The sequence below is a fragment of the Achromobacter sp. CF-sbj1-Ac2-l genome (assembly GCF_052698165.1).
On record NZ_CP199855.1, the window covers coordinates 3,602,392 to 3,614,355 of the forward strand.

Annotated in this window: 12 protein-coding genes; 10 read left to right on the forward strand and 2 right to left on the reverse strand. The window is 68.1% G+C overall.

Annotated elements, in window-relative coordinates; translation table 11 throughout:
* Positions 1 to 12: 12 nt before the first annotated feature.
* The 3 genes from ACUDCK_RS16370 to ACUDCK_RS16380 are packed head-to-tail and all read left to right on the forward strand — an operon-like array spanning position 13 to position 4,106.
* Positions 13 to 1,584, forward strand: coding sequence for an ABC transporter substrate-binding protein (locus ACUDCK_RS16370; protein WP_175166845.1), 1,572 nt, complete (start codon positions 13 to 15; stop codon positions 1,582 to 1,584).
* A 10-nt stretch (positions 1,585 to 1,594) separates the two neighbouring features.
* Entirely contained in the window at positions 1,595 to 2,962 is a 1,368-nt protein-coding gene (locus tag ACUDCK_RS16375; protein ID WP_175166844.1) for an acyl-CoA thioester hydrolase/BAAT C-terminal domain-containing protein, read from the forward strand.
* Entirely contained in the window at positions 2,937 to 4,106 is a 1,170-nt protein-coding gene (locus ACUDCK_RS16380; RefSeq protein WP_175166843.1) for a CMD domain protein, read from the forward strand. The genes ACUDCK_RS16375 and ACUDCK_RS16380 overlap by 26 nt, the downstream gene beginning before the upstream one ends.
* 140 nt (positions 4,107 to 4,246) lie before the next feature.
* On the opposite strand, the gene ACUDCK_RS16385 is transcribed toward ACUDCK_RS16380, so the two are convergent.
* Positions 4,247 to 5,146 (reverse strand): LysR family transcriptional regulator, encoded by a 900-nt coding sequence (locus tag ACUDCK_RS16385; protein WP_006387054.1) that lies wholly within the window; start codon positions 5,144 to 5,146, stop codon positions 4,247 to 4,249.
* A 109-nt stretch (positions 5,147 to 5,255) separates the two neighbouring features.
* On the opposite strand from ACUDCK_RS16385, the gene ACUDCK_RS16390 reads away from it, so the two are divergent.
* The 7 genes from ACUDCK_RS16390 to ACUDCK_RS16420 all read left to right on the forward strand — a co-directional run bounded on the left by ACUDCK_RS16390 (position 5,256) and on the right by ACUDCK_RS16420 (position 11,547).
* The gene (locus ACUDCK_RS16390; RefSeq protein ID WP_054497434.1) at positions 5,256 to 6,248 is read left to right on the forward strand and encodes a Bug family tripartite tricarboxylate transporter substrate binding protein; all 993 of its coding nucleotides are present in this window, start codon (positions 5,256 to 5,258) and stop codon (positions 6,246 to 6,248) included.
* Positions 6,249 to 6,283: 35 nt separating this feature from the next.
* On the forward strand, positions 6,284 to 7,330 hold the full coding sequence (locus ACUDCK_RS16395) for an Ldh family oxidoreductase (RefSeq protein WP_175166842.1): 1,047 nt from the start codon (positions 6,284 to 6,286) through the stop codon (positions 7,328 to 7,330).
* A 27-nt stretch (positions 7,331 to 7,357) separates the two neighbouring features.
* Positions 7,358 to 8,329, forward strand: coding sequence for a Bug family tripartite tricarboxylate transporter substrate binding protein (locus tag ACUDCK_RS16400; RefSeq protein ID WP_175166841.1), 972 nt, complete (start codon positions 7,358 to 7,360; stop codon positions 8,327 to 8,329).
* 4 nt (positions 8,330 to 8,333) lie between these two features.
* A complete protein-coding gene (locus ACUDCK_RS16405; RefSeq protein ID WP_049073321.1) occupies positions 8,334 to 9,104 on the forward strand; it encodes an MBL fold metallo-hydrolase in 771 nt (256 codons plus the stop codon).
* Positions 9,105 to 9,235: 131 nt separating this feature from the next.
* Positions 9,236 to 10,030 carry a transporter substrate-binding domain-containing protein gene (locus ACUDCK_RS16410; protein ID WP_244976850.1) on the forward strand — a complete coding sequence of 265 codons (795 nt, stop codon included), beginning with the start codon at positions 9,236 to 9,238 and terminating at the stop codon, positions 10,028 to 10,030.
* Positions 10,031 to 10,180: 150 nt separating this feature from the next.
* Positions 10,181 to 11,029 (forward strand): class I SAM-dependent methyltransferase, encoded by an 849-nt coding sequence (locus tag ACUDCK_RS16415; protein WP_175166840.1) that lies wholly within the window; start codon positions 10,181 to 10,183, stop codon positions 11,027 to 11,029.
* A gap of 206 nt (positions 11,030 to 11,235) precedes the next feature.
* On the forward strand, positions 11,236 to 11,547 hold the full coding sequence (locus ACUDCK_RS16420; protein ID WP_175166839.1) for a hypothetical protein: 312 nt from the start codon (positions 11,236 to 11,238) through the stop codon (positions 11,545 to 11,547).
* Positions 11,548 to 11,660: 113 nt separating this feature from the next.
* Here the strand turns inward: ACUDCK_RS16420 and ACUDCK_RS16425 are convergent, their stop codons facing one another.
* Positions 11,661 to 11,873 (reverse strand): hypothetical protein, encoded by a 213-nt coding sequence (locus ACUDCK_RS16425; protein WP_054415713.1) that lies wholly within the window; start codon positions 11,871 to 11,873, stop codon positions 11,661 to 11,663.
* Between the last annotated feature and the right edge of the window lie 91 nt (positions 11,874 to 11,964).

Here is an 11,964-nt window from a genome sequence, read left to right on the forward strand (position 1 = left end):
AGGACCCCGAACATGAAACGCCTGATTCTCTCGACCCTGACCGCCGCCATCCTGGGCGCGTCCGCCGCGGCCTCGGCCGACAACCTGTCGATCGGCTTTGCCGATCCGCTGTCCTCGCTCGACCCGCAACTGAACAACCACGCCGGCGACCGCTCGGTGGCCCTGCACTTCTGGGACCTGCTGATCGAGAACAAGTGGAACAAGCTGCAGCCCGGCCTGGCCGTGAGCTGGAAGCCGCTGGACAGCACCACCTGGGAATTCAAGCTGCGCGAAGGCGTCAAGTGGCAGGACGGCACGCCGTTCACCGCCGACGACCTGATCTACTCGTACACCCGCGCCCGCGCCGTGCCCGGCAGCGTGGCCACCTACGCCGGCTACCTGCGCACCATCGACACGATGACCGCCAAGGACCCGCTGACCCTGATCGTCAAGACCAAGGCGCCCAACCCCGACCTGCCCCTGAACCTGGCGTCGGTGCACGTGGTCAGCAAGCACGTCGGCGAGAAGTCCACCACCGAGGACTACAACTCGGGCAAGGCCATGATCGGCACCGGCCCCTACAAGTTCGTGTCCTACACCCCCGGCGACCGCGTCATCATGGAACGCAACGACGGCTACTGGGGCGAGAAGGCCACCTGGGACAAGGTCAACTACTGCTACATCAACAACGCCGCCGCCCGCACCGCCGCGCTGCTGGCCGGCGACGTCGACGTGATCGACAAGGTGTCGGTGTCCGACCTGGCCAAGCTGCAGAAGGCCGCCAACATCTCGGTCTACCCGTACGACGGCCTGCGCGTCATGATCCTGCAGCCCAGCTTCAACCCCGCGCCGAATCAGTACATCACCGACAACAACGGCAAGCCGCTGGACAAGAACCCGCTGCTGGACGTGCGCGTGCGCCAGGCGCTGAACCTGGCGATCAACCGCAAGGCCATCACCGACCGCATCCTGCAGGGCGCCGCCACCGAAGCCAACCAGTGGATGCCCAAGGGCACCTTCGGCTACAACCCCGACGTCAAGGACATCCCCAACGACGTCGAGAAGGCCAAGAAGCTGCTGGCCGAAGCGGGCTTTCCCGACGGCTTCAAGCTGACCATGCACGTGCCCAACGACCGCTACCCGCAAGGCCCGGAAACGGCCCAGGCGGTGGCGCAGTTCTGGACCCGCATCGGCGTCAAGACGCAAGTGGAAGTGGTGCCATGGGCCGTGTACTCGGGCCGCGCCAACAAGAACGAATTCGCGGTCAGCATGCTGGCCTGGGGCAACGGCACGGGCGAAGCCAGCTACGCGCTGGTCAACATCCTGGCCACCGTCGACGCCAAGAAGGGCCTGGGCGCCTCCAACTGGGGCCACTACAGCAACCCCAAGGTCGACGCCGCGCTGGACCAGTCCACCTCGGAATTCGACGTGGCCAAGCGTGAAGCCATCCTGCGCGACTCGGTCAAGCTGGTGTCCGACGACGTCGGCATCATCCCGCTGTACCACTACAAGAACATCTGGGCCGCCAAGAAGGGCCTGAAGGTCACCCCCATGACCAGCGACCGCACCGCCGCCATGATGGTCACCAAGGACTCGGCCAAGTAAGGCGCGCATCATGGTTCCTACCCTGAGCATCCAACCCGCCGACGCGCTCATCGACGTGCCCCGCCAGATCCGGGTGGAGCACGTCGCGCCCGGCCAGACGGTGGAGATCACCGCCCTCACCCGCCGCAACGGCGTGCTCTGGCAAAGCCAGGCCGCCTTCGTCGCGGGCGAGGACGGCGTGGTCGACCTGACGCGCGACGCGCCCGTCTCGGGCGACTACAGCGGCCTCTCGCCCATGGGCCTGGTGTGGTCGCAGTCGCCCGTGGACTCGCCCAGCCGCGAGCACTTCAACCACCCGGTCAGCGAGCCGCTGGTCACCGAAGTGGTGGCGCGCGTGGCCGGCGCCCAGAGCGTGGCGCGCTTCACCCAGCGCCTGGCCGCCGACGGCGTCACCCGCCAAGAGGTGCGCGAGGAAGGACTGGTCGGCACGCTCTACCTGCCGCCCGGCGCCACGCCCGGCTCGCATCCCGCCGTGCTGATCCTGAACGGCTCGGGCGGCGGCATCAACGAACCGCGCGCCGCGCTGTATGCGTCGCGCGGCTACGCCGCCTTCGCCCTGGCCTATTTCAAGGCGCCGGGCCTGTCGGACTACATCTCCAACACGCCGCTGGAGTACTTCCAGACCGGCCTGCGCTGGCTGCGCAAGAAGGTCCAGCCCAAGCACGACTTCGTCGCCATCAGCGGCCAGTCGCGCGGCGGCGAACTGGTGCTGCTGCTGGGCGCCACCTTCCCCACGGAAGTATCGGCGGTCGTGGCCTACGTGCCCGGCGCCGTGGTCCACAGCGGCCAGAACGCCTGCGATCCCAAGATCGGCCGCGAAGGCCCGACCTGGCTGCTGGGCGGCAAGCCCCTGCCGCACGTCTGGGAAAACAACCGCACCGCCACCTGGGCGCCGTTCGACGAAGGCCCCGCGCCGCATCGTCACGAAAAGGCCATCCTCACCGCGCTGCAGGACCCCGACGCCGTGGCCCGCGCCCGCATCAGGGTCGAGGACATCCAGGGCCCGGTGATGCTGCTGTCGGCCACCGACGACGGCTCGTGGCCGTCCAGCCTGTACTCGAAGATGGTGCGCGACAAGCTGGCCGAGGTGCAGCATCCGTATCCGGTCCAATGGCTGGACTACGAGAACGGCGGCCACTCGATCCTGTTCCCCTACGTGCCCACCACGCAACTGGTCTACGCCCACCCCGTGTCCGGCAAGATCAGCACCAGCGGCGGCAACCCCAAGGACAACGCGCGCGCCGACGAGCAATCGTGGGAAGGCGTGCTGAAGTTCCTGGACGCCGCGGTCAAGGCGCGCGGCCGCCACGCCCGGCAACCCCGGCTGAACGACATCCAAGGAGACTTTCTCAATGGCACAACCCCCCATCGTCTATGACGCCGCCCGCGACCTGGTGGACCAGCTCGTCGGCCTGAAGGCCGACAGCGCCACCTACGCCGTGCGCCACCAGCGCGACAAGGTCGCCGCCGCCACCCAGGGCAGCTACGACGCCCTGTTCGACCCGGCCCTGCCCGGCCTGACGCTGGCCGAGCGCCTGCTGGTCGCGCTGTACGCCGCGCGCCTGACGCCGTCGCCGGCGCTGGTTGCGCACTACCGCCAGCGCCTGGTCGAGGCCGGCGCCGGCGCCGCCGACATCCAGGTGGCCGAGTCCGGCAAGCCGGCGGACGCCGCCGACCCGCGCCTGGCCGCGATCCTGGAGTTCACCCGCAAGCTGATCGAAAAGCCCGTCGAAGGCGACGAAGCCGCGCTCAAGACCCTGCCGGCCGCCGGCGTCTCCACGCCCGCCGTGGTCACGCTGTCGCAACTGGTGGCGTTCCTGTCGTATCAGGTGCGCCTGGTCGCCGGCCTGCAGGCCATGCTGGCGCTGGAAACCAAGCCGATCGCGGCCGGCACCCCGCCCGCGCCCTTCCCGGCCAACACCGCCGCCACCGAACCCGGCGACGTCATCAAGGCCCACGGCTTCACCAACGAAGTGCTGGAGTGGAAGGCGTGGCTGGACGTGGTCCAGGTCGACAGCGCCACGCCCGAGCAGATCGCGGTCCTGGAAGAAAGCCACCCCAAGGCCAAGGTCTCGGATTACTACCTATTCCTGGTGCACCAGCCCGAGATCCTGCGCCAGCGCTCCACCGCGTTCAACGCCATCATGTACGCGCCCGGCGGCCTGTCGCGCGCCGAGCGGGAACTGGGGGCGACCGTGGTGTCGCGCGTCAACGGCTGCGTCTACTGCGCCTCGGTGCACGCGCAGCGCTTCGAGCAACTGGCCAAGCGCAATGACGTGATCGCGCAGGTGTTCGAGGACCCGGCCACCGCCGGCACCACCGCGCGCGAACTGGCGATCGGCAAGTTCTCGATCCAGATCACCGATGCGCCGGCCTCGGTGGATGCGGCCAGCATCCAGGCGTTGAAGGACGTGGGCCTGAGCGACGGCGAAGTGCTGGACCTGCTGCATTCGGACGCGATCTTCGCGTGGGCCAACCGGTTGATGTTGAACCTGGGCGAGCCGGTGGTCGTGCAGGTCTGACGATCGCGCGCGCATCGCGCCGCGCAGTACCTGGACAGGCCGCGTTTTCGCGGCCTGTCTGCTTTGCGGCTCGCGGTTGATGCCCGTCGTCCGCAGGCGGCCGACAACGCAGCGGCGTGCCGGTTGAACCGCGCACCCGCCTACTTCTGCCGCGCCTCCACCCGCTGCGACAGCAGGTCGTAGAACAGCCGCGCCACCGGATTCAAGGTCTTGCCGCGCGGATGGATCAGGCCGATCGTGCGGCTCACGGCGGGATTGCGCAGCGGCACGCTGACCAGCGTGCCATGATCCTCATCCGGCATCGCCAGGCGCGGCACCACGCCCACGCCCAGGCCCGCCTCCACCATGCTGACCAGCGCCGGCACGTGCTGCACCTCGCAGAAATGGCGCGGCCGGCTGCCGCTGTGCACCAGCGCCTGGTCCATCAGGAAACGATTGCCGCTGCCCTGCGCCAGCGTGATGTACGGATGCGCCTCCAGGTCGGCCCAATCCACCGACTTGCGTTTGGCCAGCGGATGCTTGCGGCTCACCGCCGCCACGAACGGCTCTTCCAGCAGCGGCTTGAACTCGATCTCCGCGTCATTGGCGCCGATGTAGGTCAGCCCGAAATCCGCGTCGCCGCGCGCCACCGCCGTCAGCACCTGCGAGGACGACTCGTCGATGATGCGGATGCGGATACGCGGATAGCTGGCGTGGTATTCGCGGATCACATCCGGCAGGAAATACGCCACCGCCGACGGCACGCAGGCAATCGTCACCATGCCCGACAACCGCTCGGCCACGTCGCGGATGCCGACCAGCGCGCTCTCCAGCTCATTCAGCACGCTGCGGGCACGCGGCACGAAGCCGCGGCCGAGGGTGGTCAGCTCGACCTTGCGCGTGGTGCGCGTCATCAGTTGCACGCCCAGCGCCGCCTCCAGCTTGTCGACGCGGCGCGACAGCGCCGACTGCGACAGGTGCAGCGCCTCGGACGCGGCGCGGAAACTGCCCAGGTCGGCCACCGCCAGAAAGGCGCGCAAATCGGCAAGATCGAAATTCATGCGTTTTCATCAAGAATTGAACGAATTTTTGCACTTTACTCGATTCCGAGGGCGGGGCACGATGTCTCCCAGCCGCAACCAATAGCGGCCCGAACAGGAGACCCCACCCATGAATCCGCTACGGAGAGCCTGCCTGCGCACCGCGCTGGCGCTGGCCGCCGCCCCCTTGTTGTCGTCCGCCCCCTTCTCGGCCCACGCCGACGCCTGGCCGCAACGCCCCATCCGCCTGCTGGTGCCCTACGGCCCAGGCGGCAGTTCCGACGTGGTGGCGCGCGCCGTCGCCGTGGAGATGTCGCGCGACCTGGGCCAGCAGGTCATCGTCGAGAACAAGGGCGGCGGCCAGGGCAGCATCGCCACGGTGGAAGCGGCGCGCGCCCGGCCCGATGGCTACACGCTGATCCTGGGCCACGTCGGCACCCTCGCGGTGAACCCGACCATGATGCCCAACCTGTCGTATGACCCGCGCCGCGACTTCGCCCCGATCATCCTGCTGGCCAAGCTGCCCATGGTGTTCGCCGTGGGCGCCAAGGTGCCGGCCGCCAGCCTGCCCGAATTCGTGGCGCTGGCGCGCGCCAAACCGGGCGTCCTGAACTACGGCTCGGCCGGCAACGGCAGCGCCGGCCACCTGGCCTTCGAAATGCTCAAGACCGCCGCCGCCATCGACGTGGTGCATGTGCCGTACAAGGGCACCGGCGCCCAGGTCACCGACCTGCTGGCCGGCAACATCGATGCCGCCGCGGCCGGCATCCCCGGCCTGCTGCCGCATGCGCAGGCCGGCAAGATCAAGATCGTGGCCGTCGGCTCGGCCCAGCGCCTGCCGATCCTGCCGGACGTGCCCACCGTGGCCGAACAGGGCTACCCCGGCTTCGAAAGCTCGCAGTGGTTCGGCCTGCTGGCCCCGGCCGGCACGCCGCAGGAAGCGATCTCGCGCCTGCAGGCCGCCGCCCAGCGCGCCCTGCGGACCGACGCCGTGCGCCAGCGCCTGGCCCATGACGCCGCCGAGCCTTCCGGCGCCGGGCCGGCCGAATTCGCCGCCTTCATCGACGCCGAAGAGCGCCGCTGGAGCCAGGTGGTGAAAGACGCCCGTCTTTCCGCCGAATAAATCCCCCCTCTTTTTTCACACAAGGATTGCTGATCATGGCCGCCACTGCTGGCTCCCCCTCCCTCGTCCCGGAAACCGAACTGCGCGAGCTTGGCGCGCGCGCCTTCGAAGGCCTGGGCCTGCCGCGCCAGGACGCCGTCGACGTGGTCGACATCCTGGTGCTGGCCGATCTGTTCGGCCTGTCCACCCACGGCCTGTCGCGCATCGAATCGTATGGCGAGCGCCTGCAGGTCGGCGGCATCAACCGCCAGGCCCGCATCCGCGTGGACAGCCCCGCCCCCGCGCTGCGCCTGGTCGACGGCGACAACGGCGTCGGCCCGCTGGTCGGCATGCACGCGCTGCGCGCCGCCATGCAGGCCGCCAGCGAATGCGGCGTGGGCCTGGCGTTCGCCCGCCAGAGCAACCATTTCGGCCCGATCTCGCCCTACGGCCTGATCGCCGCCGAGGCCGGCTACGCCAGCATCATCGGCAGCAACGCCACCACCACCATCGCCCCCTGGGGCGGCACCGACGCGCGCGTCGGCAACAGCCCCATCGGCTTTGCCGTGCCGAATCCGGACGGCGCGCACTTCCTGCTCGACATGGCCATGAGCGTGGTCGCCCGCGCCAAGATCCGCAACGCCCTGAAGGCCGGCCAGGCCATCCCCGACACCTGGGCCACCGACGCCCAGGGCCAACCGACCACCGATCCCAGGCAGGCACTGGACGGCTTCCTGCTGCCGATCGGCGGCCACAAAGGCTACGGCCTGGCGCTGATGGTGGACCTGTTCGCCGGCCTGCTGTCCAACGCCGCCTACCTCACCCACGTCAAATCCTGGGTCGACGCGCCCGACGAACCGCAGAACCTGGGCCACTTCTTCCTGCTGATCGACACCCGCCGCCTGGGCTCGACCCAATGGCTGGCCGAACGCATGAACGACTTCGCCGCCATCCTGCACGCCAGCCCGGCCGCCGACCCGGCCCGCCCCGTGATCCAGCCCGGCGAGATCGAGCTGGCCAAGCTGGCGCGCCAGCGCGCCCACGGCATCGAAGTGGCCGCGGACGTCCTGGCCCTGCTGCGCCAACACGCCGGCCAGGGCTGAGCCGGCATCCCGGAGGAGACCGACAACATGAAGAACATCGCCCGACTCACCCTGGTCCTGGCGGCGACCCTGGCCGCGCCGCAGGCCGGCGCCGCCGACTATCCCAGCCAGCCGATCCGCCTGATCGTGCCCTACGTGGCCGGCGGCGCGGCCGACATCACCGCGCGCGTGGTCGCGGCCCGCATGGCCAAGACCCTGCAGGGCACCATCGTGGTCGAGAACAAGCCCGGCGCCAACGGCATGATCGGCACCGACTTCGTCGCCAAGGCCGCGCCCGACGGCTACACCCTGCTGCTGGACGCCAGCGGCCCGCTGGTGGTCAACCCGTCGCTGTACAAGAAAACGCCCTATGACCCGCTGAAGGATTTCGCCCCGATCAGCCAGATCACCAGCTACCAGTACGCGCTGGTGGTGCCGCAGCAATCGCCCGCGCACAGCATCGACGACCTGCTCGCCGCCGCCCGCAAGAAACCCGGCGCGGTCACCTACGGCTCGGCCGGCCTGGGCGCCGGCGGCCACCTGGCCGGCGAACTGCTGGCCCTGCGCACCGGCACCCAACTGACGCACGTGCCCTACAAGGGCAACGCCCAGGCCCTGACCGACGTGCTGGGCGGGCAACTGTCGTTCACCTTCGACACCACCGTCACCGCCACCCCGCACATCCAGTCCGGCAAGCTGCGCGCCTACGCCGTCACCGGCCCGCGCCGCGCCTCCAGCCTGCCCGACCTGCCCACCATGCAGGAACTGGGCTACAAGGACTTCGTCATCACCCAGTTCCAGGGCCTGCTGGCGCCCGCCGGCACCGATCCGCGCATCATCGCCACCCTGCATGACGCCGTGGTCCAGGCGGTGAAGGACCCGGAAGTGGTGCGCAAGCTGGCCACCGAAGGCGGCAATGAAATCATCGCCGGCACGCCCGAGGAATTCACGCGCCAGTTGCGCGACGACCTGCAACGCTACCGCCAACTGATCAGCGAAGCCCACATCACCGCGGAGTGACCCCATGTACCAGATCGACATCCTGATCCAGGGCTACCCCGGCCGCGCCGTCTGCCATGGCGGCCTGGGCTGGAGCACCAGCACCCTGCTGCGCTCGGACCGCCACAGGATCCTGGTGGACGTCGGCGCGTTCGGCGTGCGCCACCTGCTCGGCCGCCACCTGGACGCCTGCGGCGTCGCGCCGGCCGACATCACCGACGTCGTCCTCACGCACGCCCACTACGACCACGCCGTCAACTTCACGCTGTTCCCCAACGCCACCGTCTGGATCGGCGCGCGGGAAATGGAATGGGCCGCCGCGCAACCGCCCGGCTTCAACCCGCTGCCCGAACTGTACGTGCGCGAACTCGACCGGCTGGACCGCGTGCGCCGTATCGGCGACGGCGACGCCTTCCTGCCCGGCATCACCGCCATCGCCGCGCCCGGCCATACCCCGGGCCACCTGCTGTTCTACGTCGACGATCCGCGCCAGCCCATCCTCTTCACCGGCGACGCCGCCAAGAACCGCGCCGAACTGGTCTCGGGCCAGGTGGTCGACACCGCCGACGCCGCCGCCAGCCATGCCAGCCTGGAACGCATCTGGGAATGGTGGCGCAAGCGGCCCGGCACGCTGCTGGTGCCGGGCCATGACCTGGGCATGAAACTCGACGCCGATGGCGCGCCGGTCTATGTCGGCGAGCGCCGCGCCGCGATCAATGCGTGGTTCGGGGATGACCTGGAGCCGCAACGGATCGACCTGTGCTGTGCGCCGGGTGCGGGGCGGTACAGCGTGTGAATCGGCTGCTACCCGGTGTGAACCATCCGCCGCGGCCCTTGAACAGTAGCTGCCGCCTTGAGCTTCCGCCACGGCAGACAAGCCATCAGCAATCGCCTTTGAATTTCCCACTGTCCTCCACCAATAACGCCATGACCGCGATTTCCAGCACCACCGCACGTTCGGACGTCCCCGCCCATTCCGGCGCCACCAACATCCCCGCCAACATCATCCAGGCCTTCACCCCCACCGGGGCGCTGCGCGCCACCATCAACCTCGGCAACCCCATCCTGGCCACCCGCGACGCCAGCGGCGCGGCCGCCGGCGTCTCCGTCGACCTGGCCCGCGCCTTCGCGCAGCGGCTCGGCGTGGCCCTGGAACTCATCGTTCTGGACAGCGCCGGCAAGGCCGTCGACACCGTCAGCCAGGACGCCGCCGACATCGGCTTCTTCGCCATCGACCCCAAGCGCGCCGCCGGCATCGCCTTCACCGACGCCTACGTCCTGATCGAAGGCGCCTACCTGGTGCGCAACGATTCGCCCCTGCGCGAGATCGCCGAGGTCGACGACCCGCGCCATCGCGTCACCGTCGGCCTGGGCAGCGCCTACGACCTCTACCTGACGCGCGAACTACAACGCGCCGCCATCACCCGCGCCGCCACCTCTCCCACCGTGGTCGACACCTTCCTGCAGACCGGCACCGACGTCGCCGCCGGCGTGCGCCAGCAACTGGAAGCCGACGCCCGCCGCCTGGGCGGCCTGCGCCTGCTGCCCGGCAGCTTCATGACCATCCGCCAGGCCATGGGCCTGCCGCGCGGGCGCGGCGAAGCGGCGGCGCGCGTCCTGGCCGACTTCGTCGAAGACATGAAACGCAGCGGCTTCGTGGCCCAGGCCCTGGCCCGCCACGGCATCGACGGCGCCGCCGTCGCGCCGGCCGCCGGCGGATAGCCGCCGGATAGTCGGCCGACCCGCGCACGGCTCGACGCCAAGCAGGCCCGCCCTGTCGGCTGCCGGACGGAGAGTCACCGGTTTCGTTAAAATGACGCTTTCCGCCTTCCACTGCGCCCCGCCCCACGCGGGGCGCATTGCCTTACCCCCATGTCCGACAAAACCCACGACATCCGCCCCGGCCAGTCGATCGAACTGCTCAAGGCCCTGCACATCCTGACCCGCGACGGCAAGATGAACCAGGACAGCCGCCGCAAGCTCAAGCAGGTCTACCACCTGTTCCAGTTCATCGAACCGCTGCTCAAGGACGTCCAGCAACAACGCGGCGCCGTCACCCTGGCCGACCACGGCGCGGGCAAGTCGTACCTGGGCTTCATCCTGTATGACCTGTTCTTCAAGGAACAGCCCGAGGCGCTGAAGAACGGCTCGCACATCTACGGCATCGAAACCCGCGAGGAACTGGTCAAGTCATCCGAAGAACTGGCCACGCGCCTGGGCTTTGGCGGCATGTCGTTCCTGAACCTGTCGGTGGCCGAATCCATCACCTCCGACAAACTGCCCGCCACCATCGACGTGGTCACGGCCCTGCACGCCTGCAATACCGCCACCGACGACGCGATCCATTTCGCGCTGGAGAAAAAGGCCAAGTACATCGTGGTCGTGCCCTGCTGCCAAGCGGAAGTGGCGTCGGTGCTGAGAAAGAACAAGGCCAAGGCGCTGGCCGATCCGCTGGCGGAGATCTGGCGGCATCCGCTGCACACGCGGGAGTTTGGCAGCCAGATCACGAACGTGCTGCGGTGCTTGCAACTGGAAGCGCACGGGTATCAGGTCAGCGTGACGGAGCTGGTGGGGTGGGAGCATTCGATGAAGAATGAGCTGATCATTGCGCAGTACAAGGATCTGCCGCGTCGGAAGCCGGCGGAACGGCTGACGGAGATGCTGGATCGGATCGGGTTGCAGGAGTTGAAGGATCGGTTTTTCTTGCCGGAAGCGGCTTGAGAATTGAAAAAGGACCTTGCGAGGTCCTTTTTATTTTTGAGCGCTTGTCTCGGAAAGGGATGAAAACGCCACCTTTAGCACTGGCACCCATATGCGTTGTGCCTACACTCGCCCTGCGATCACACCAATGATCGCCCGGGATGACAGCCGGAAGGCCAAGGGAGCAAACAGCAACAGCCATAGTTCACACCCCAAAGGAGCGTGCAATGAGCCACCATCCCTATACCCTTGACCGCTGGGCCACGCCGGATGATCCGGAGAGCGTCCCTATTCGATTTGCAGATCTTCGGAAGATAGAACGGGCTTGCCTGGGCATCTGGGCCATCGCCCGGATCGTGGGCAATAGCGCAACAGAACCCGAGAGCACCGGCGCGGAACCGCTGGAACCGTGGATCAACGCCAACTTGCTAGGCGGCATTGAGAGCCTCTGCGATCACATTGCGGATCTTGCAGAGTCGGCTATGGACGGGGCACGGTTGGACCTTGGGATAGCGATGACGGAAGGGTCATTGCATTGATTGGCGCGGTTGCGATGTGCTTGGCGCCATTGGGATGCCAGCACGTCGCAAGAGTGGGCAATCGACAGGATGCCGGGCCACTAGCCGCGCCACCGCCAGCGCTGAACTATCGCTCAATCCCCCGAGCTTCTACGCAACCGATCGGTCGAGGCCTTGTTCAGGCGCTTCGCCTCGGATTCCGCGTAGTCTTCCTCGCCCGGCTCATACTTGCCGTCATACATGCAGCTGCTGCGATTCCAGCGGCATTCGTTGGTCAGGGAACAGCCGGAAGTCAGCGCGGCGAGAAACAGAACGACACCGCAACGGCCTAGGGTTTGAATCGACATGGGGCTCCTTAATTGATGGGGGTAGTGTACGGGATGAAGACGGCCAGTGAGTGAGGACCGGGAGCAACATACTTCGATAGTTTTCTACGAA